Origin of the sequence: Bradyrhizobium sp. Pha-3, from assembly GCF_042258615.1 — a bacterium.
Lineage (GTDB): Bacteria > Pseudomonadota > Alphaproteobacteria > Rhizobiales > Xanthobacteraceae > Bradyrhizobium.
Window position 1 is genome coordinate 7,545,341 of the sequence record NZ_CP170152.1, and the last position, 21,529, is coordinate 7,566,869.

The 21,529-nt window shown below is 60.5% G+C and carries 8 protein-coding genes and 11 pseudogenes; 6 read left to right on the forward strand and 13 right to left on the reverse strand.

Annotated elements, in window-relative coordinates; translation table 11 throughout:
- Nucleotides 1-378: 378 nt before the first annotated feature.
- Nucleotides 379-2,033: pseudogene (locus tag ACE10Z_RS35365) on the reverse strand (MFS transporter).
- A gap of 265 nt (nucleotides 2,034-2,298) precedes the next feature.
- On the opposite strand from ACE10Z_RS35365, the pseudogene ACE10Z_RS35370 reads away from it, so the two are divergent.
- Nucleotides 2,299-2,406 (forward strand): annotated as a pseudogene (locus ACE10Z_RS35370) (IS481 family transposase); the annotation flags it as partial.
- A 780-nt stretch (nucleotides 2,407-3,186) separates the two neighbouring features.
- Here the strand turns inward: ACE10Z_RS35370 and ACE10Z_RS35375 are convergent.
- A pseudogene (locus tag ACE10Z_RS35375) lies at nucleotides 3,187-3,980 on the reverse strand (transposase).
- Between the two features lie 810 nt (nucleotides 3,981-4,790).
- Nucleotides 4,791-5,435 (reverse strand): annotated as a pseudogene (locus ACE10Z_RS35380) (aldehyde dehydrogenase family protein); the annotation flags it as partial.
- Nucleotides 5,436-5,492: 57 nt separating this feature from the next.
- Between ACE10Z_RS35380 and ACE10Z_RS35385 the strand changes: the two are divergent.
- A complete protein-coding gene (locus ACE10Z_RS35385) occupies nucleotides 5,493-6,458 on the forward strand; it encodes an IS481 family transposase (RefSeq protein ID WP_375784887.1) in 966 nt (321 codons plus the stop codon).
- Here ACE10Z_RS35385 and ACE10Z_RS35390 read toward each other — a convergent pair.
- Nucleotides 6,456-7,251 (reverse strand): annotated as a pseudogene (locus tag ACE10Z_RS35390) (aldehyde dehydrogenase family protein); the annotation flags it as partial. The gene ACE10Z_RS35385 and the pseudogene ACE10Z_RS35390 sit on opposite strands and share 3 nt — an antisense overlap.
- 1,050 nt (nucleotides 7,252-8,301) lie before the next feature.
- Nucleotides 8,302-9,414, reverse strand: a pseudogene (locus tag ACE10Z_RS35395) (IS110 family transposase).
- Nucleotides 9,415-9,499: 85 nt separating this feature from the next.
- Between ACE10Z_RS35395 and ACE10Z_RS35400 the strand changes: the two are divergent.
- Both ACE10Z_RS35400 and ACE10Z_RS35405 read left to right on the forward strand, forming a co-directional pair.
- Nucleotides 9,500-10,024, forward strand: coding sequence for a hypothetical protein (locus ACE10Z_RS35400; protein WP_375784888.1), 525 nt, complete (start codon nucleotides 9,500-9,502; stop codon nucleotides 10,022-10,024).
- Between the two features lie 627 nt (nucleotides 10,025-10,651).
- Nucleotides 10,652-12,071: pseudogene (locus ACE10Z_RS35405) on the forward strand (M20 family metallopeptidase).
- A gap of 238 nt (nucleotides 12,072-12,309) precedes the next feature.
- Here ACE10Z_RS35405 and ACE10Z_RS35410 read toward each other — a convergent pair.
- From ACE10Z_RS35410 to ACE10Z_RS35435, 6 genes and pseudogenes are all read right to left on the reverse strand, one after another.
- Nucleotides 12,310-13,440 (reverse strand): annotated as a pseudogene (locus ACE10Z_RS35410) (transposase).
- A 152-nt stretch (nucleotides 13,441-13,592) separates the two neighbouring features.
- Complete coding sequence (locus ACE10Z_RS35415; protein ID WP_375784889.1) at nucleotides 13,593-14,051, reverse strand: hypothetical protein; 459 nt, start codon at nucleotides 14,049-14,051, stop codon at nucleotides 13,593-13,595.
- Nucleotides 14,052-14,084: 33 nt separating this feature from the next.
- A complete protein-coding gene (locus ACE10Z_RS35420) occupies nucleotides 14,085-14,945 on the reverse strand; it encodes an ATP-binding protein (protein ID WP_375784890.1) in 861 nt (286 codons plus the stop codon).
- Nucleotides 14,946-15,088: 143 nt separating this feature from the next.
- Nucleotides 15,089-15,865, reverse strand: a complete 777-nt coding sequence (istB, locus tag ACE10Z_RS35425; RefSeq protein WP_375781038.1) for an IS21-like element helper ATPase IstB — start codon at nucleotides 15,863-15,865, stop codon at nucleotides 15,089-15,091.
- 17 nt (nucleotides 15,866-15,882) lie between these two features.
- Nucleotides 15,883-17,433 (reverse strand): IS21 family transposase, encoded by a 1,551-nt coding sequence (istA, locus tag ACE10Z_RS35430; protein ID WP_375781039.1) that lies wholly within the window; start codon nucleotides 17,431-17,433, stop codon nucleotides 15,883-15,885.
- Nucleotides 17,434-17,608: 175 nt separating this feature from the next.
- Nucleotides 17,609-17,908, reverse strand: a pseudogene (locus ACE10Z_RS35435) (IS21 family transposase); the annotation flags it as partial.
- Nucleotides 17,909-18,084: 176 nt separating this feature from the next.
- On the opposite strand from ACE10Z_RS35435, the pseudogene ACE10Z_RS35440 reads away from it, so the two are divergent.
- Both ACE10Z_RS35440 and ACE10Z_RS35445 read left to right on the forward strand, forming a co-directional pair.
- Nucleotides 18,085-18,573 (forward strand): annotated as a pseudogene (locus tag ACE10Z_RS35440) (IS630 family transposase).
- Between the two features lie 16 nt (nucleotides 18,574-18,589).
- A pseudogene (locus tag ACE10Z_RS35445) lies at nucleotides 18,590-18,877 on the forward strand (IS630 family transposase); the annotation flags it as partial.
- A 154-nt stretch (nucleotides 18,878-19,031) separates the two neighbouring features.
- On the opposite strand, the gene ACE10Z_RS35450 reads toward ACE10Z_RS35445, so the two are convergent.
- Together ACE10Z_RS35450 and ACE10Z_RS35455 are read right to left on the reverse strand one after the other, a co-directional pair.
- The gene (locus ACE10Z_RS35450) at nucleotides 19,032-20,141 is read right to left on the reverse strand and encodes an IS630 family transposase (RefSeq protein ID WP_375784891.1); all 1,110 of its coding nucleotides are present in this window, start codon (nucleotides 20,139-20,141) and stop codon (nucleotides 19,032-19,034) included.
- 63 nt (nucleotides 20,142-20,204) lie between these two features.
- Entirely contained in the window at nucleotides 20,205-21,413 is a 1,209-nt protein-coding gene (locus ACE10Z_RS35455) for a M24 family metallopeptidase (protein ID WP_375784892.1), read from the reverse strand.
- Nucleotides 21,414-21,529: the final 116 nt, after the last annotated feature.

A 21,529-nucleotide genomic window follows, 5' to 3' on the forward strand; every position in this document is an offset into this window, starting at 1 on the left:
AGGCAGCCGGGAGGATACCCGAGGAATTGAACGCGTTCGGAATTCTCCCGCACCGCAAGGTACACCCAGCCGAGCTGGGGTATGCATGAACGCATACAGTACAATCATGCCGCATCAGGCACCGAGCCCGATCAGAAAGTATACTTCGACGTCCGAACTTGAGGTCGAAGAAACAGTGAGACGCGTGGTCCTATCGGTGGTCACGCGTCCCGCCCTCCGAAAAAGCTGCGCGGGATATTCGACTGCTGCCGACGGGCTCGGCGATTCCGACAGTATCACTGCGAAATATTACCACCACCATGGGTGGAGATCAGGCCATAAAGCGCGCCGAAACCGCTTGGGTCTTGTGTGACAGATGCATTGATTATTTGCGCAGAATTACGGATGGGAGATAAGGGGCGTCAATTGATCGGGCTTGCGAGCCGGGCCTGTCGGTCGCTTGATGAAGAGTCTCATTTGCGGAGGCAGCTTTCCAGCGTGCAATTCGAGGAGACGTGTGTCCAGTTCCTTATCTGCTGTCGTGAGGCGATGGTTTAGGCGAAGGTAATCCGTCCAGGTTGGCGTGCTGAATGTCTCTGTCCATTGCGAGGGCTCTTGAAGGTTGCGCAGGAGGGTCCAATGGCGAGCACCGACCCGGCTCTGAAGCTGCCGTCGTTCGCACATGAATCTAAGGAAAGTCTCGACGTTTCTCTCCGGTATTAGATATTCGATCTTAACAACGACAGGTCCGCTTCTCGGGTTCAGATCGAGGGCGAGTGCCGGCGCGTTGAATCCCTCCAAAGGGTCGAGGTCTGATTCTTGACGCTCGCGGACAGGCAACAGGAATCCGGCCGCATCGACCAGCAACAGACCTCCGGCAGAGCCCGCCAGCGCCCAAGTCACAGAGCATGTCTGGGCCACTGTCCCCCAAACCCAACTGCCGGCGGCGACGCCGCCGTACGTCAAGGCATAATAAATCGAGAGCGTGCGACCCACGATCCACCGTGGGCTCGCCAATTGCACACTGACGCCAAGCCCTGACCAGGCCGTCACCCAGCCCCGCTTCCCCAGGCTAGTGCGGTTGTCGCTATTACGAGCGGAGGGTTGAGAGCCAAGCCTACGGAGCAAGCGGCGTAGGCGATGCATGCGAGCTCTATGAGCCGCTGTTGCGATAGGATCTGTCTGAACAGGCTGTTGGAGACGCCGGCCAAAAAGGCGCCGGTCCCGAAGCCAGCCATCAGAATGCCGTATGCGATCGGTCCTCCCTTCAACTGATCGCGAACCACGAGGGGGAGCAGCGCGAGTGTGGAAATGCTAGCCAAGCCAAAGAGGGTTCCACGTGCGATGGCTGCGTTGATTTCCGAAGACATTGCGGTGAAGAGCACCCCGTCATAGATCGCTGTGGTCATCGACTCGGGCGGGAGAAGTGAAGAGCGGACTTTCGATTTGCAGCACCAGGTAGCGCCCAGCGGCGCCAGATAGCTAAACGTGTTCAGGGCGAAAGCTGTCAGAAGTCCAAACGATGCAACCAGGACGCCGCCGAGCGCCGGGCCTACACTCCGGACGGTATTGAACCCGACAGAAAGGAGCGTGACGGCGGCTGGAAGATCGCGTCTGTCTACTATGTCACCCACGGACGCCTGCCAGGCGGGATTGTTGAAAGCGGCGCCGCATCCAACCAAGAAGCTGAAGCCAAGGATGATCCACGGATCGACAAAGCCCAGCGCTATGATAGCAGTCAGCATGGCAGATGCAATCGCCATCAGACACTGAGCGGCGAGCATAACTCTGCGACGGTTGAAATTATCGGCGATGGCTCCCGCAAATACCGATAAAAAGAATGCCGGCAGCGTCGATGACGCCTGAACCAGTGCAACCATCAGATCGGAATTCGAAATCGTCGCCATTAGCCAGCCCATAGCAACCGTCTGGATCAGGGTGCCGAGGCTGGAAACCTGCGCGGCGAGCCAGATCGAACGGAAGGTTGGGTTTCTAAGCGGCGCCCACGGAGTAGGTGATATTGCATTCGCATCTGCGCCCGCCACCCTCTTCATTTTCTTCGAGCCCTCTTCCATTTAGTGATCGCGTTGACTCGCGTCTTGCTCACGCGATTACGCTTGAGTCCTTCGCGCTTATGTCGTTATCGGTACTTGACGCGATGTTCGCGGCGACCTTACGCGCGGCCGCGACCCTATCATTCAAAATCGTGTTAAGTCTCGCCACGCGCTAGTTGGCTCAGCAGTTCGTGATTGCACAGACGATGAGCTGTTGTTGAACAGCGTACGCCTGATGCAAGGTTGGCGTTATTGGCGCGAGCCATGCGATCGCACCAGCAAGTTTGTTTGCCTTCAACTGGTCAGGAAGACCGGAAGGACCTCGGCCTCGGCCTTACTCGAAGCTCTGATCGCGGCGGTCCCCTACAAGATAGGCGGGACCGTAGCGGAGCCAGAAGAGGCCTCATCACCCCGGGGCGACATCATCCCGGAATGGTGGGCGAGATCATCTCGGAATGGCTGGCGGCATCAAATCGGAATCCTGGAGGGTTCAGATAGGTCCCGCGTCACAGATCTCACCGCAAGTTCGGCGCGGGACCTATTTGAAGCCGGGTTGAACGAAGCCGCATCTTATGGGCACGGACCTATGGGCGCTCGATCTAGGCGTCAGTAGGTGCGGTTGATCCGATACTAGGCCCGCGGGCGACCGGGGCCGTAGATTGTCGCTGATGTTGGCAGCAAAGGATGTCGCCGTCGATAGCGGCGGGCCGCCCATTACGCATGGGCGGCCGACTCCGGCACGTTCGCCGGTGTTGTGGGCGTGTTTGACCGGTCCGACGGAAACGGTCGGCATGGCGATGTATGTAACGGGAGCGATCAAGTTAAGTTGGTCGATCATGATGTGGTCGCAGTGAGGTGTTTGCGAGCGCGGCACAAGCCCAATCTCGACCCTGCGGCCCTCCGCAGACGGTGCACAAGTCGAGGCGGTGACCAGTGAGGATGGTGTAGCGCTCGCGATAGTCGATAGCTTCGGCACGCGGAGGCGGCACTGGCGCCTCAAGCGCCGCTCGGGCGCGCGCGAGTTTGGCGACACGGCAGGCGTTCACCAGGAAGCCAAAATGACGGATGCGGCGGAACCCTTCGGCAATAGGGAGCAGAAACCCCTCAGTGTCGAGCGTCCTCACTTTGGATTTGTTGCCAGCGCGATAATCCTTCACCGGAAGTGGACGTGGCCCTGCTCACAGGTAAGAAGCCGCCTATAGGCGATCGCAACGCGATGAGTGTGGTGCCCGAGATAGGCCAGAACCTGCTCTGGCCCGCCGAAGGGACGCTTGGCGTAGACGACCCACTCGATCTTGCCGACGGCGTTCAGATGGCGACGGAATGCCGCTGGTTCGACGAGGTGCGCGAGGTGGCCGAAGAACCGGAGTTTGGTCTCGTCGACCGCCGCCTGCAGGCGCTCCAGGAATAGCCGACGATACATCGTGACAGGATGCGAACGGGAAGGAAGAAGCTGGGGCGACAATGAACCGAGCTTCCATCAGGGGCGCTCCCGCCGCCTGGCGCGAGGCAATGGGCATGCGGGTGATGCGTCAGGGTCTGGCCCCACGTATGAAGAATGGCGATCATCCCGGTCTCGGAACCGAGATGCTTCGGATCGGCGCTGATGAGACGGATTATCTCGGCTGCCCGCTTGAGCAGGATGCCGTAGATCACCGCCTTGTTCTGCAGCGCGACCGCTGCCATGGGCGGCGCCGGCACAGTGAAGACGACATGGAAATGGGGGACCGGCAGCAGGTCGGCCTGGCGATCGCGCACGAGCGCTTGGCACTTTGGATAGTACCGGTCGCGACGCGAACCAGGCCGCAGTCGTCGCGCCGCTGTGCGGCACCCTTGGACGGCCACCATCACACGGCTCTGGTCGGACGAGAGCCGAGAGCCCTGCGCGGCACGGAACACAGCGCCGTGGCGGCGGAAAATGCCCGCCACCTCAAGCACGGGGCGCATATGCGCGGCTCAATCGGGTGGGATCACGGGGTGGGCGAGATCACTTCGAAATCGTGGGCGCATCGAGCGGAATCAGCAGGGGGCCAGCTGGCGCGCCGCGTCGCATACTCTAGGCCAGCGGCCATGTCGGATTAGGCGAGTTTTACGACCACAGGCGAACGCCGGGGATCCACCGCCGAAGCGTCATACTGGAGTATGCGCCGCGCCACCAGACACATCCGCGAGCTGCGGCAGATTGACCAAGGTTCATGAACGGCCCAGCCTACCACAGCTGCGTCAGGCCTCAGCTTAGTCGAAATACACGTAATACCGCGACTCGAGATCTTCGCATTGGCGAAAGTGTTACGATTATCAAACATTGCGTGAGGTGACCGGGGTTTGTAGTGCGAAACCCCAATCTCTGATCTTGTATTCGACGGACGATGCTGATCACGCATTGCGATCTGTCAGCACCGTCAGGGACGGCAAACTATGCTTACCCGCAGTCGAAAGCTGCTCTGAACATGGGGATGCGTGCGCTGTCGCAGGCTGGGCAGACGCCGGTATCTTGCTGGCTCTACTCAATTTCCGGCTGAGCCGGCACGCGGATGAGCGGCGGATACATATTTCCAGAAGAGTCCGCCGAAGGCGAATTGCCGAGCTGTCGCCCGCAACCAGCCGCGTCTTCCAACACCTGGAGGCATGATCTGTTCCTGTTCGTAAATGAAATGTCAGTTGCGCCTCGAAGGCCCATAACTGACGGGCGCAAGATTCGTCGTCGCGAGAGTAAGGATCGTGACAGGCCGAAGTCAGAAGACAGTTCCTCAGTGCTCAGAGATCGATCAGGACGGACTTGGTGCGGCGGTTGGCGAGGTAAGCCTCGCGCCCTAGATCCTTGCCGATGCCCGAGGATTTCCAGCCGCCAGTCGGGAGGATATGGTCGCGAGATCGGCCATAGCGGTTGACCCATACGGTTCCGGCCTCAAGCTTCTTGGCAATTCGCATGGCGCGCGACAAGTCCTTGGTGAAGAGCCCAGCGCACAAGCCGTAGGTCGGATGCTTGGCGAGTTCGGTCGCCTCGTCCTCGCCGTCGAAGCTTTGCAGCGTGAGTACCGGGCCAAAAATCTCTTCTGTGATCGCGGGTGAGGCCTGGTCGACGCCGATCAGCATCGTCGGCTGGTAGAAGCTGCCGACGCAGTTAATGCGTCCGCCGCCGCAGACAACTTCGGCCCCCCGCTCCCGCGCGGCTGAAACGATCAAGTCGATCAGGGCGAGCTGCTTTTCGGAAATGATCGGCGAATAGCTGCTTGCTTCATCCCAGGTCGGGCCAGGGGAGATATTCTGCATCAGCGCTTTAACCCGGGAGACCAATTCATTGGTCACCTGACGCGCGACGATGACCCTCGAACCGGCCACGCATCCCTGCCCCGCATTTGCGAGGATGGTGCGCGTGATGCAGCGCGCGGGAAGCTCTAGCTGTTTAGTCCCAAGCTTTGATGGTGCATTCTTGTCGCACGATTCGAAGGATGCGCTATGGGACAAGTTTTACACGGCTGCGGCACCACGACGGAGGCAGTCCGTCGAGCAATACAAAATAGTCAAGAGAGCCTGAGAGCACTCGCCAAGCGCTACGGGATCAACCAGAAGACTGTCGCGAAGTGGAAGCAGCGCGAGACCGTCGCCGATCGTTCGACAGGCCCCAGGGAAGCTAAGTCGACAATCCTTTCCATCGAGGAGGAGGCGATCGTCGTCGCCTTCCGGCGGCATACTCTACTGCCGCTCGACGATTGCCTCTATGCCCTGCAGCCGACCATCCCGCATCTGACGCGGTCATCCCTGCATCGCTGTCTCCAGCGCCACGGCATCAGCCGATTGCCAGAGGTCGAAGGCAGCAAGCCTTCGAAGAAAAAGTTCAAGGCTTATCCGATCGGCTATTTCCACATTGACATCGCTGAGCTCCAGACCGCTGAAGGCAAGCTCTACCTCTACGTCGCGATCGATCGCACCAGCAAGTTTGCCTTCGTGCAACTGGTCAGGAAGACGGGAAGGACCTCCGCCTCGGCCTTCCTCGAAGCTCTGATCGCGGCTGTCCCCTACAAGATCCACACGGTTCTCACCGACAATGGGATCCAGTTCACGTTCCCGCTGCGCTACGCGGACGGCGCGACGGCAAGATACGTGACACATATGTTCGATATGCGCTACCAAGAGAATGGTATCGAACATCGGCTGACCAAGATCAAGCATCCCTGGACCAATGGCCAGGTCGAGCGCATGAACCGCACGATCAAGGAAGCGACCGTCCAACGCTACCACTATGATCGACACGATCAGCTCGAAGCTCACCTTGCCGACTTCATCACCGCCTACAACTACGCTCGGCGCTTGAAGACCCTGAACGGCCTCACGCCTTACGAACACATCTGCCAATGCTGGACTTCCCAGCCAGAACGATTCAAACTCAACCCGCTCCAGCAAATGCTGGGACTAAACACCTAGATCGGCATCGGCAAAGACCACCTGCGGCGACTTGCCTCCGAGTTCGGGCGTGACCGGCTTGATGCCGTTGCGCGCGGCATTCTCCATGATCGCGACGCCCGCCCGGGTTGAGCCGGTGAACGACACCTTGGCAATGTCGGGATGGGCGACCAGCGCCGCGCCGGTTCCCGGCCCGTCGCCCAGGACAACGTTCACTAGGCCGGCAGGCAGTCCCGCTCGTACGGCGAGTTCTGCCAAATAGAGGGTCGAGAAGGGCGTCATTTCGGAAGGCTTGAGCACTACGGCATTCCCAGCGGCGAGAGCCGGCCCAAGCTTCCATCCGGCTAATGGGCACGTTCCAAGCGGTGACCGCTCCGACGACGCCATAGGGTTCGGAAGCGATGAAGCCCATCTGGTTGTCGGCTGTGGGAACGAGATCACCGCCTTCCTTATCGGCGAATTCAGCGAAGAAGCGAATCTGCTCGGCGGCGATCATCACGTCGCGGGGCAAGGCTTCGGAAATTAGACGGGACGACGAGACTGCCTCGATCTGGGCCAGCGTTTCCGCCTTGGCTTCGATCAGGTGGGCACAGGCATGAAGGGCGCGGAGCCGCTCGCGCGGGCGCTGCAATCCCCATCCAGAGGAAGCGAGCGCTGCCTTCGACGTCTCCACCGCGTGGTTGACCATGCCCGCGTTGGCCAGCGGGATTTCCGCGAGCGTCCGAGTACTTTCGCCTCGTCCGCTTAAGTATTCGCCGCCGATGTGGTGGCCGATAGGCAAGCTAAGTGACTTCGGATCGAAAGAAAGGGACATAGAGACATCTCCTGATCAATGGTGGTTCAATGTAGATTTGCTACGACACTACGGCGCGTTCCACGCCTTCGGTATCGACCGACCTCCAGCTCGGCTCATACCTTGGCAGAGCTAATCTTCAGCGGTCGTTTGGGAAATGCCGGATCACGATCTCGCGTCACTCCAGCGAGATACCAGCAAGTCGGCCGCCGACCACAGGAGCGAGACTACATCCGCAGACAGTTTGAAGCCTGTGTCGAATATTAAGCCCACATAGGTATTCCGCTATCGGAACGACTCGCGATCGGCTCATTGCGTCTACTCCAGTGACATCGGGTTACGTGTTAAGCCTTGCGGTCAAGACTTCCGGCGAGCGCCCCCTCCTTATTATCGCGAAGTATGAGCGGGATTTCTCTAAAGCGTGACGTCGCACTGCAAAAAATAGCATGCAGATGCCATAAACGAAACAAATCAGCCGTGTGGACTGCAAGCCGCACCGAACCTGCTGTTGCCGGAGCAGAGTCACCAATCCACCAGCGTGCCAAGTGGTCCTGCTCGTCAGTGCTCGCCGATCGAATAGGACAGTGTTTTGATCGACTGATGAAACTGTTCTCGGCCCGGCCTGGGTCTCGGCACCAACGGCGTCGTCAGCTTTAACCCGGCCGGAGACCCCTTGCTGCAGTGCGCAGGGCGTCAAAAGCTGACGATGCCGTCACGGTCCGGAATGAAGCACGTTCATCCTCATATGGGGATTTGCGAGTCAAGCCTCTTCGAGAGGTTTGGGTTGGTGTTTGACGGCAAGAGGGCGGCGCGCGGAGCCATGCGTAGCGCAGCGCGACGACCGAGCTCTGGGCAGGGATTGGCTTCCGAAGATTGCTGCAGCTCACTGCATCACCTCATATCCGGTCGGATTGATTGATCCGTACCCAGCTTCCGCATGCTTGCGGCGAGGAAGCCTGGCGAGGATGAGACCCATCTACGAAATGGCGGTTGAAGCCCTAGGATGGCACGGTCATCATCCATCCCGCACGGAGCGCGGCCAAGCCGCGACGCGTGGTGGAGTGGTTGGTTTTACGCCTTGATCATTGCCTGCTCGGGAACGAGGCCGGTGGTGAGGTAGCGCCACAGCGCCACGATCAGCTTGCGCGCCAGCGCGACGATGGCGATGCGTTTGGCGCGCTTGCCGGCGTCGGCGGTGCGGGTGCGGAACCAGCGGCTGAGCGCGCTGTCGCCCTGGTGGCGAAGCCACAGCCAGGCCAGTTCGATCGCCTTGTGGCGGGCGCGCCGATTGCCGGCTTGCTGATGCCTTGCTCGCGATCGATGCCGCCGCTCTTCCAGGGACTGGGCGTCAAGCCGCAATAGCTGGCGACCTCGCGCCGGTTGCGGAAGTCCTTGTAGAACAGCTCGTTCACCAGCGTTGCCGTGAAGGCCGGGCCGAGCGCCTTGAGCCGCAGCAATTGATCCCGCCGCTCAACCATCGGCGTCGGAGCGGCCGGAGAAGCGTCCGCAGCCTGGGTCTGCTCCAGCGCCGCGAGTTGCTCGCGTACCAGCATCAGCCGGGCGTGCTCGCGCTTGATCTCGGCCAGAAGATGCGGCGGCAGCGGCTCGCCTGCCAGTCGCGCTGCCGCGGATTGCCGACCGCCATCCCCCGAAGACGCAGCAACGCTTTGATCCGGTTGGTGTGGGCGGTCTGCTCGGTGACCAGGCGGTCGCGTTCGCGGCTGGCGCGCCGGGCGTCCTCCGCTTCCACGCGTGGCACCCGCACGATCCGGACCACCCGCGGCTCGCCCCGCAAATAGGCCATCAGGGTGCGCAGCAGCAGCTCGCCGTCGATCCGGTCCGTCTTTGCGCTCGCTGCTCCACCGCAATGCTCGCGGGGTCGAACACGAAGCTCAAAATGCCGGCCGCCTCCACCAGCCGATGCAGCCAAAAGCCGTCATAGCCCGCTTCATAGCAGCTCACCACACGTGGCACCGATCCGAGCTTCTCCGCCACCCGCGTGCGGGTTCGTTCGATCAACGCCAGCAGTTCGGCGTGATCGCCCCCTTGCAGCTTGTGGCGCGACATCCGATCCCGGTCCGGGCTGTGCAGCGTCACAAGCCACGTCTTCTGACTGAGTTCGATCGCAACGAAAATTGTGCCACAATGGCCGGTGGTGGGCGTGACTGCGGTCGATGCTTGCATCTGACTTCTCCGATGGTTCGAGTGTGGAAACCCGAACCTATCGGAAAGGCCACGCTCACCGCCCCATGGAATCTACGTAAGCTGGATGAAGGGAGCCTTCCAACAGACGTTCTTGGAGCGCAGTAATGTGGTCGGCTATCCGGAAGATGTGATCGCCAAGCCTGAAAAGGACGGCTACGACGCGGTTATCGAGTTTCTCCATGAACTTGGCGTAGCAAACCGCGGCGTGGGGTTCGAACTGGATGAACTGGTTGTGGGTTCGGTGGAGAAGTTCAAGGCGACTGGAGATAGCCTTCATGAAGGAGGCCGCCGCTATCACCGATGCGGGATCATGCGCGCCGCGGAAATAATGCGCCATGGCGTGCGGGAAGCTGCCGCGATGGCCGAGATCGTGGGGACGCTGGTACGCGGCGCCAATGGCAACGCCGGGAGATGGATCGCAGCGCCGATCTTGTGCTCCTCGCCACGCACGGGAACAGGCCACATCACGTGGAACGAGGATTTCTTTCGCCAAGGGTCGCAGATAAACCTTGAAATTGCTGGTCTGCGCCATACGATCAGCCGCACCTCTTCAATCGGCAAACCCTCCGACCGGTTAGCGCGCGCATGAGGCCCAAGTAGCCGGCTTGGAGGCCGCGTTGGGCACGATCCGAGTAGGACGTACCTGTGGCGAGGTTGCTGAGGCAGCCCGCGCCATGAAGAAGCTAGTCACGTGGAAAGAGGTCGGCGCATCAGATGCTGGCCCCAACTCCCCAGCCAGCATCCAAAAGCGGGAGCTGCTGGGTTGCCCTATTCAGGGATAGGCAAACAAGAACGAGGAGGGGCTCCTAGTGGCTTACCGCTCCGTGTGCCCGTCGCACTTGCGGAGAGCGTCGGCTCTCGGCGCGCTTGAAGTTTGGCGAAAGTGAGCTGCATTTCTGAGGCGCTGTCCGGATGAACTGAAGGCGCTGATTCTGGGGTAGAAATGGTCTCCGCTTAGGCTTGGTGGCATGCCCCCAATCAGCCGCAGAATTCCGGCCATTTGACGCGCTACATTAGCGAAATTCGGCTGTAGGAGTTCGCTAATATCTGCGCAAGGAATGAAAGTTTCCGTCGACTTAGGTGACGAAATCGAATGAAAACAATGAACTTTTTAGTGAGCCGCAGACGCCTCATGCCGGCGAGCTCTTCCGCCTTGGTGATCGGTGCGCTGCAAGCCACAGCCGCTCCGTTTTAACGTCAGAGATCGCACCGAGCCATGGACAACCGCAGTGACATCTGGCGTGGCGTTGACGCAATCAAGGCGCGTTTCATCGACTTGAACGACAAGGTCTGGGGAATGCCGGAGGTTTGCTACACCGAGGCGCGCTCGTGCGCCGAACACCTGGCCGAGTTACGCCATCAGGGTTTTCGCATCACCGAAAATGTCGCCGGCATTCCCACCTCACTGATCGGCGAATGGGGCGACGGCGGACCTGTCATCGCCTTCCTCGGTGAATATGACGCGCTGCCGGGTCTTAGCCAGGAGGCGAACGTGGCGGAGCCCCGTCCGATCGTGTCGGGCGGCCATGGCCATGGCTGCGGCCACAATCTCCTCGGTTCGGCCGCGCTGCTGGCTGCCACGGCCGTGAAGGAGTGGCTTGCCGCTCACAAGATGCCGGGACGTGTGCGCTATTACGGCTGCCCCGCGGAGGAAGGCGGCGCGGCGAAAACTTTCATGGTGCGCGCTGGCGTCTTTGCTGATACGGACATCGCCGTCACCTGGCACCCCCACAGTCTCTGGGAGGTGAAAGTGACGCCATCGCTCGCCAACACGCGTGCCGATTTTATTTTCACCGGCCGCGCCTCGCATGCCGCCGCCCCGCCACATCTCGGCCGCAGCGCGCTCGATGCGGTGGAGTTGATGAATGTCGGCGTCAACTATATGCGCGAGCACATGCCGAGCGATGCCCGCGTCCATTATGCTCTGCTCGATACTGGCGGCATCGCGCCCAACGTGGTGCAGGCCCATGCCCGTGTGCGCTACGCCATCCGCGCGCGTGATCTGCCCGGCATGCACGAACTGGTGGAGCGCGTGCACAAAATCGCGCAAGGGGCGGCGCTCATGACCGAGACCAACGTGGAGATGAAGATCATTTCCGCGGTCTCGAACATCCTGCCCAATGCGCAGCTGGAGCAGGCCCTGCACCGGATCATGGAAGATCTTGGTCCGCCTCATTTCGACGAGTGCGACAAGCAATTCGCCACCCAGATCCGCGCGACGTTGAGTGAGAGGGATATCTCCTCCGTCTATCACGCGATCGGCATGGAGCCGACCGATCGGCCGCTCGCCGATTTCCTGGTGCCGCTCGATGCCAAGCGCAATCCGCTGGTCGGCTCGACCGACGTGGGTGACGTGAGTTGGGTGGTGCCGACCGTCCAGGTCCATGCACCGACGGTTGCAATCGGGACGCCCTTGCACACCTGGCAGGTTGTGGCGCAGGGCAAGAGCCCACACGCCCACAAGGCCATGGTGCAGGCTGCCAAGGCGATGCCCGGGCTCGGAGTCAAGGCTCTGACGGAGCCGGACCTGATTGCGGCTGCAAAGGCTGACCTGAAGAAACGGACCGCCAAAACGCCCTAATGTCAGTCCGCTGCCGGACTATGTTGCGCCGCCACTGGAGATGTCCCAGTCCTAACAGCGGCTCAATATTTCGTCTTATCTGGCGAACAAAATTTTCGAAGTGCAACGCCTATTGCAGCGTTTTTTTCGTGGAATTTTCCAATCCGATAGGCTTGCAAGCGCGGCTCTGCCCATTCGAAAATTAGGCGATCCTTTGCACACAGACTGGCTGCAGTTGAAGTCCACCTATTCGATGTACCTTTTACCACCGGACATGAGGCGGTCGCGACCCGCGACGGATAACGACTCGTCGGTTAAGAAGCAGATTTGAGTGGTGTGCGGCGGCTGGTGACTGAGAAGAAGGCAGCCAGGAAGAGGTACCAAAGAGCCCTTAGCCAGGCGAGGATGCGGCGGAAGTTGTAACCGACGGCGGAGAGGATGACGTTGGCGGCATCGCCGGCGCGGCTTTTGAGGTAGCAGCGGCCGAGGTGTCCTTCAGCCTTCAAATGGCCGATCATGGGCTCGATAGCGGAGCGGCGCCGCAGCTCGCGCTTGATAGTGCCGAAGACGCCGCGCTTCTGGCCGGAGATGAAGACGCGGCGCGGGTTCTGTGCGTCATGGCCGCGGTATCCCTTGTCGACAAAGGCGCGCTCGATCGCGCAGCCGGTGAGTGTCTCGGTCCGGTCGATGACGTCCCGCAGGGTGGCTCAACGGGAGTGCGAACGCCTCTTCGAGCGCATCCTGGCCTTCGATCTTGCGGCGGATGTCGCGGATGATCCGGCCCAGGCGGCTGCGCAGGATGCGCAACTGCCGCTGGTGCCGCTTGAACTGTTGGCATGGGCGTAGCGTCCCGCCATCATCGCGGTGGCCTTGGCGATCCGAGAATAGGATTGCCGCAGCCGCACTCTGTGCTTCCTCGCTAGGCGGTTGAGCTCCTGGATCGCCGCATGCAGCAGCTTGGCATCGGTCGGAAAGGTGATGGGCTTCGGCTGCACCGTGGTGTCGACCGTGATTCGCTCAAGGTCCTTGCCGCGTAACGCGCCGACGTCGTGCGCCACCCGCAGGCTCTCGGCCAATAGCAGTTCCAGTCTGTCGCCGAGCCGCTTGCGCCAATGGCTCAGGTCCGAGCGCTCGTGCGGGAATGCGTGCTGGAAGAACTCTTCGCCAGTGAAGTACTGGAAATACGGGTCGTGGACCCAGCGTTCGCATACCCCCTCATCGAACAGCCCGTAAATGTGCTTGAGCAACAACAGCCCGATCACGAAGCGGGTCTCAATCCCCAGCCGGCCGTTCTCGCTGCAGAGCGGCGCGATCTCGCCGTCGATCCAGTCCCAATCGATCTTGCCGGTGAGCCAGACCAGCTCGTGCTTCAGATTGATGATCTGGTCGAGCCGCGCCCGGAAAAGATCGTTCGCTCCCGTCGTTTTGTGCTTCTTCGGCCGCATCGTGCCCTTCGATGCGGACAGGGAATCATGCTTCGCCCGTCGAGGGAATCTCGAAAACGAAATTGTAAGCTTCCGATGCCCAAAACACCAAAACCTTGCAATCTCAGAACGTCATTCCAGCCAAATTACGATTCCAGTCGCAGGGAAGCTTCTTAACGGGCGACTAACGATGTCGGACACAGAGCTTCGCTCAAGTTCCATCCTCCGCGCGGCGCAAGGGTAGCCTCCTCCGAGCTTTCGGCTCCCCGCTCGCGGCCCCCAAAAAGTTGCTCCGCAGGGTTGTGCAGCTCTCCTGTGAGCCGAATGGTTTTGGGAAGAGCTCGTCGTTCCGCATACTTGCCGCTGGTCGAGCGATCGTCATGTTGGTTCCATTCGACATAGTCTGGCGTCTTACAGCCGTCAAGGAAGGCGAGCAGGCGGCCGCTCGGCTGGAAGCGGGTTCGCTTGCGGTGCTCGTTCGGCTTGAGCTTCGCGCCGGCTGCTCCCTTGAGTGCGTGTTCAAGCAGGATGATGCCGCCGCGCGGTTCCGGATCATTGGCAGCTGGCCGAGCTTTTGAGTTAGATCGGATCGCAGGCATCCATATGCCCGGCCTGCTGAGTGCGATCGGCATAGCGTGGCGATCTGGGTGCGAACAGCGCGGCAATCAGGATGGCGAGTCAGTGTGGCGGCGTGATGATGATTGCCGGATGATTGTCGCGCGCAAGAGCTTCATTCGCTCTGATTGTCGCGGAGCGTCAATCAGAGCCAGCGTTTTTGGTGTCGCGTACTCCGGCGGCCGTCCAGGACCGCGCTTTCGCTCGATTGCGGTGCGGCGGCGATCGCTCTCAACGTTCATCTCGACGATGGTGGCGTCGTGGACGAGACGATCGATGGCGGCGAGGGTCATGGCGGGGTCCGGGAAGACCCTGTTCCATTCGCCGAAGAGCTGATTGGCAGTGATCAGCAGCGAGCGCCACTCGTAGCGTGCGCTGAGGAGCTCGAACAGCACGTTGCTCTCGGCCTGGTCCTTGGTGACACAGGCAAGATCATCGAGGATGACGAGATCGAAGCGATCGAGGCGATTGACGGCGGCCTCGAGGTTGAGTTCGCGGAGCCACCTGGAGCTTTTGAACAAGGTCGGTGGCCCGGGTGAAGAGGACGCGCCATCGTTCTCGATCGGGGCAAAACCGCGCGCTGCTGCCAAGTAACTCTTTCCGCCGCCGGGCGGCCCAAACAGGAGCAGATTGGCGCCCTTGCCGACCAGCCGTCGCCGGCGGCGAGCGCCGTCACCTGCGCCTTTGGAGATCATCGGCACCGCCACGAAGTCGAAGCTGTCGAGCGGTCTTTCCGGGGGCAGCCGCGCCTCGACGAGGTGGCGCTCGATGCGGCGACGGGCGCGTTCGGCGATCTCGTGCTCGGCAATGGTGGCGAGGAAGCGGGCGGCCGGCCAACCTTCCTTGTCGGACTGCTCGGCAAATTGCGGCCACAGCACCTTGATGGCGGGCAGCCGCACCTCGTTGAGCAACAGATTGAGATCAACGGCATTGGCCATGATAATGTGCGTATTTCGCAAAAACGGGACAGCGGTTTCGCTAACTGACGGACAGCAGTTTCGCTAAATCGCGGACAGCGTGGCGGCGCTGGCTTTTGGTTGCCTGGTTGTTGAAGTCAGTTGGTATTCGTTTCGCTGTTTTCGACGTCGGTCAAGGGGCGCGCAGCTTTTTTCCTTCGCATGCTGTCGCCTTCGAGGGCGATACGGTGGGAGTTGTGGATGATCCGGTCCAGGATAGCATCTGCGATGGTTGGCTCGCCGATCATGTCGTGCCATTGGGCAACGGGCAGCTGAGCGGTAATCAAGGTCGATTTGCGCCTGTAGCGCTCTTCGAAGATTTCGAGGAGATCAAGGCGCTGCTGGTCATTGAGGGTGTGGGTGCCCCAATCGTCGAGGATGAGCAACTGGACACGTGCGAGCTTATCGATGAGGCGCGGGAAGCGACCATCGAGACGGGCCATGGCGAGGTCTTCGAACAGGCGCGGCATACGCAAATAGAGGACGGAATGATCGAGCCTGGCCGCCTGGCGTCCGAAGGCGCACGCCAGCCAAGTTTTGCCAGTCCCGGTCAGGCCGGTGATGATGAAGTTCTCATGGGCTTTCAGCCAGGCGCCTTGCGCCAGCTGCAGGGTGTTGCGCCGGTCAAGACCGCGGCGGGACGCGAAGTCGACGTCTTCGATACAGGCGTCGATGAAGCGCAGCTTGGCTGCGGCCAGCCGATTGGTCAGGCGCCGGTCGGCGCGCATGGCGGCTTCGCGATCGAGCATCAGGCCGAGCCACTCGTCGCGGCTGAGATCGGCGGCATTGTCCTGTTCGGCCAATTGCCGGTAGGCGGCCGCCATTCCGGCAAGGCCGAGCGCCTGCATCTGGTCGAGGGTCGGGTGGGTCAGCATCGCGATGTTCCTTTCCTTCATTGATAATAGCCCCCACCACGGATGTTGGCGTGCGAGGGGGTGGCTTTGACGGGGGCGGCAGCAGGGCTCGCGCGGTCGAGCCCGGATTTGAGGATCGCGCTCACCGAGGAGTAGCTGATCGCGTTGATGACGAGTGCCCGCTCGCAGGCCGCTTCGAGCCGATCGCGCTCGTAGCGCCGCGCCAGGGCGATGATCCCCATGGCGGAGCGATAACCCTGCTCGGGATGCGGGCGCTCACGCATCATCCGCTCGACCAGAGTGGCGGCGTTGACGCCGATCCGCGCTGCCATCTTGATCAAGCTCGCCGGCGTCATATTGGCGTAACGCTGATGGGCCTTGGGCATGTGCTCGTTCACGGTGACATGGCCGCTGCGCTGAGAGCGGCGCACATGGCTGGCAACACGCGTGTGATCCTGGAAGATCTCGACGGCTCGATAGGTGAGCCGGACGTCCACCCGACGGCCGATCAGCCGGTGCGGCACCGAGTAAAAGGTCTTGTCGACTTCGACGTGATAATCGGGGTGGACCTTCGCCGTTTTCCATTCGGCGTATTCGAACGGCTCGCCCGGCAACGGCGTCAACGCAGCGCGCTCGATCTCCTCGAACAGCTGCCGGCGGGATTTGCCGATATGGCGCATCGGCCGATGGTTCAGCTCCTCCAGCAAACCGGCGATCGCAGTATTGAGATCGGTCAGGTTGAAGAACCGCCGATGGCGCAGCCGTGCCAGAATCCAGCGCTCAACAATCAGCACCGCGCCTTCAACCTTGCCCTTGTCGCGCGGCTTGCGGCTGCGGGTCGGCAAAATCGTCGTGTCGTAGTGCTCGGCCATGGCGGCAAAGGTTTGGTTGAGCGTCGGCTCGAACCACAACGCCTTGACGACCCCGGCCTTCAGATTGTCGCAGACGATCGCCCTGGGAACTCCGCCGAAGTACGACAAGGCCCGGGTCTGGCCTTCGATCCAATCTGGTAGTCGCTGACCGAAGCTCCCCATAGCGAAGGTCAGCGACGAGGCCCCGAGCACCGCGACAAATATCTGCGCCTGGCGGATCTCGCCGGTTTGCGGATCGATCACCTCCACCGTCGGACCGGCATAGTCGGTCTGCATCACTGCACCCGCCGCGTGGCGATGACGGAAGGTCGGGTTCGCCCGGCGCCGATAGGCGTCAAACTTCTCGCAGAACCACGTGTAACCATAGCCGTCGGGATGCGCCGTCCGGTATTCCTGCCACAGCAGCGTCAGCGTCACGCCCTTGCGCTTGAGCTCCTGCGCCACCCGTGGCCACTCAGGCTCGCTCAAGTCCTGCGGGGGCCGCCCGACCCGCCGGAACAAGGCTCGCTGCAAGGCCGCCTCGCTCTCGTAAATCGGCGGCAGCGGCCAGCTCAAACCCGCTTCACGCGCTCGCAGCAGGTAGGTGGCAACCGAACTCTTGCTGATCTGCAGCCGTTCCGAGATCTCCCGAACCGACAGGTCCTGCTCGTACGTCAGCCTCAGGATCGATCGTAGGTCCTTCACAGTGGTTCGTTTCGCTTGCTTCCGTCTCGGCATTGCCCCTCTCAAACTCAGCTTGAGAGAGAACATTGCCTGAACGGCGCTCCCGAAAACCAACCTCCCGCAACTGTCCGCGATTTAGCGGAATCCCTGTCCCGGAATTACTGAAATCGCTGTCCGCGAATTACCGAAATTGCTGTCCGGAAATTGCCGAAACACGCAATAATGCGGCATAGACCAGATTTAGGAGCGCCATCGGCTTGCGCCGCAAGGAATAGTTCACGTGCTGACAATCGACGACCTGATCGTGCTTGTCATTGGGATGCGGCCGCCCGCGCGGCTGGATGAGGAGATGCGTGCCGCCGACGAACACGTCGAGGTGATCGTCATACAGGCGCACCCGCAGCCGATTGCCGATGAAGCGCGACGGCACCGTGTAGAACACCTTGCGCAAGGTGAAGCCGCCGGACGACGTCACGTGGACGATCACCTCTTCATAATCCGACGTGCGGCGGTCCGGCAGATCCTGAAGATCTATTCAAAGTCCGCGGCGAGCGTTTCCCGCCGAGCGTGGTCTGGCAGTTCTTCGATCGCCGCAATATCACGTTAAAAAAAACATCGCACGCCAGCGCGCAGGATCGGCCGGACGTGGCCGCTGAACGCGCGGCGTGGAAGGCATCTCAGCCTGAGATAGACATCCACCGGTTGGTGTTCATCGACGAGACGGGAGCCTCGACCAAGATGGCGCGGCTCTATGGCCGGTCACCGTACGGCCAGCGCTGCGTTGCAGCGCTCCCGCATGGTCATTGGAAAACGACGACCTTCGTCGGCGCGCTCAGGGCGACTGGCAGGACTGCGCCGACGGTTCTCGATGACCTGGTCCGGCGTTCGAGGCTCACGTGACGCAAGTCCTCGTGCCCCGGCGACATCGTGGTGATGGACAATCTCGCAGAACACAAGCGGGCCGAGGTCGGCACCGCAATCGATGCGGCGGGCGCCCGCCTCCTCTATCTGCCGCCTTATTCGCCCGACCTCAATCCGATCGAAATGGCCTTCGCCAAGCTCAAAGCCGCCCTTGGAAAAGCGGCCGCCAGATCAATTGAGACTTTGGTCAACGCTGTCGCCCTCGCCCTGGCCACCTTCACCGCCCAAGAGTATCTGAACTTCTTCGCCGCAGCCGGTCATGATCACGTCTGATCAGAATCTGCTCTAGATCCAGGCATTCTATCGCGAGCACCCAGTCTTGCCGATTATGCCTGGCATACCGGAACGTCGCGCGCACAGTTATATGTGGCATGGTACGATCAGGCTGTTTCAACACTCGATGTCGCGTCAGGATTCGTCATCGGCAAATGCTACAAGCGCCACCGGGTAAATCGAGTTCTTGAAAATCCTTAAAGAGGTCGCTGGTCGGGTCCCCGAAGGGCTCGATGTCCAAATCGTCATGGACAAATACGCCACCCACACGACACCATGGCTTCACGCTCGACTGGTGCAGCGTGACGTTGGACCTGCACTCGCTTGCAGATGGTTCATCCGCAAGAGCATGCTGCACGCCTTGAAGATCATGGAAGGCGGCATAGAAGCGCCTCCTCCAGTGAAGCGCTTCGCCGAAACCAGGGTGAAGAGTCGAGTTGCACCCTAGTCACATGAATCTAAAGTTCACCACATAAAGTCTGGTGGGCTTTGTGGCAGAAGCGTTTGACGGAAGCCAAAATCTGGTCAGCAGACTTAGTCCATTTGAAGGGCTTCGGGTTTTTGTTGTGCAGGTCGATGAAGGTGCGGATGTCGGCCTCGAGCTGCTTGACGGAGGTGTGAACACCTCGCTGGATTTGCTTTCTGGTGAGTTCAGCGAACCAGCGCTCGACCTGGTTGATCCAGGACGCAGAAGTCGGCGTGAAGTGAACATGATAGTGCGGCCGGCGAGCGAGCCACGCTTTGATCTTGGGCGTCTTGTGGGTGGCGTAGTTGTCCATGACGATATGGACAGCGAGCCCCTCAGGGATTTGAGCGTCGATCTCTTTGAGGAACTTCAAAAACTCGACTGCCCGATGGCGCTTGTAGCATTTGCCGATGACGAACCCCGAGGCGACATCGAGCGCTGCAAAAAGCGTGGTCGTGCCATGCCGCACGTAGCTGTGCGTGCGACGTTCCGGCACGCCGGGCATCATCGGCAAGACCGGCTGCTCGCGATCGAGGGCCTGAATCTGGCTTTTCTCATCGATGCTGAGGACAAGGGCTCGGTTCGGTGGGCAGAGATAAAGGCCGACGATATCGCGTACCTTGTCGACGAACAGCGGATCGCTCGACAACTTGAATGTCTGGCTACGGTGCGGCTGCAAGCCGAACGCCGACCACATTCGGCGGATCGTGGTGTGGGAAAAGCCAGTTTGCGCAGCCATCGAGCGGATCGACCAGTGCGTCGCGTCGGCCGGCGTCGTACGCAACGTTCGCTCGATCACGGCGGCAACCTGATCGTCGTCGATGGTGCGAGGGCGGCCAGGGCGGGCTTCGTCAAGCAGGCCATCACAGCGATCCTTCAAGAATCGACGGCGCCACTTGCCAACGGTGTGTTCATGGATGCCGAGTTCGGCAGCCACAGACTTGCTTGGCAAGCCATCCGCACATCGCAGGATCGCGCGGCATCGCTCAGATAGCGACCGCGCAACACGATGACGACGAACTTGCCTCTCTAGGTACGTGCGCTCCTGCGGACTGAGCACTAACGGCGCGATCGGCCGGCCTCTCACACCTGCATTCCCCACAAGCGCTCTCCTCCACAAAGATTCGAGCAATCAACTAATGTGACGAACTTCCGTTCCAGATGACTAGACGGGAAGTTCGATTACCTTCCGGGGCGCATCGGTCAAGACTTCAGCGCCTCTCTCGGTAATTCTGATAGTATCGCTTACCATCACTCCGAAATCATCGTCGATCCAGTTGCCGAGATGCAGATGGAACGTCATGTTGGGCTTCAGCACCGTCATATCCCCTTCATAGAAACTGGCGGTATTCTCCCCCCAGTCGATGCCAACGGGATAGCCACACCGCGATTCCTTTTTGACGCCCAGCTTGTCGAGGGTGCGGTGTATCGCTTGCGCTACGTCACTACAGGTGCGTCCGGCACGAATGACGTCCATCGCCGCGTCAAACCCAGCGACCTGCGCATCGTGTACACGCTTCAGAAGGTCGGAGGGTTCGCCAATGGAAAGTGTGCGAGCCATCGGAACGGTATAGGCGTAGCGCACTCCGGCAAACTCGATGTTTATATGTGAACCGGGGCGGAAAACGTCCTCGCTCCATCTAATGTGACATGTGCCCGTTCGGGGCGAGGTGTTCAGAAAGAAGTTTGCTAGCTTCGTCCCCACCTTTCCGTCGACGCCGCGCACGAGTGTCCCTATGATCTCGGCGGCCGCGTCCGCCTCTCGCACGCCCGGACGAATGACCTCAAACGCCCGCACCATGGCCGCATTGGTGATAGCAGCGGCCTGCTTCATGACGGAGATTTCGAGGTCAGACTTCTCCATCCGAATCCAGGCGATCGCGGTGCTAAAGTCCGATATGCGCGCATTGGGCAGGCGAGCTTTGAACTTATCAAGAGCTCGGCGCGGTAAATCGTTGAACTCAAGACCCATGCTGCCGCTTCCCGAGCCGATTTCATGGAGGAAATCTATAATCGCGTCGTAGCCATCCTTGTCCGGGGCACCAACATAAGCCTCGGGGTAGCCGACCACCTTGTCTGGCGAAAGGAATGTTAGGAAATGGCCGGCAACAACGTCCATTTGGCGTAGGATCAACGTCGGCTCTTCCTCCGACATCGAGATTACGAGACCCTGTGGGACATATGCAGACAGAGCAGTGTAGCCCGTAAGCCACGCGATGTTCCGATCGAAGTTCACGACGAGTGCATCGATGTTTCGGCGAGCCATTTCAGCTTTGACCGCAGAAATCCTGCGCAGATACTCAGTTCGCGGGAAGGGCTGCGGCGCTTTGTCGATCGTCATCGTTCTGATTCCCTCGCACTTCAGGATAGGCATAGCGACCCTCGGGTCATGGTAACGGCAAACGTATGGCATTTCACGGTTGAGTTTCGGCAAGATTGGGTCGCCGGATGGCGGAATTATGCGCACGAGCCCAAGCCTCTAACCATTTC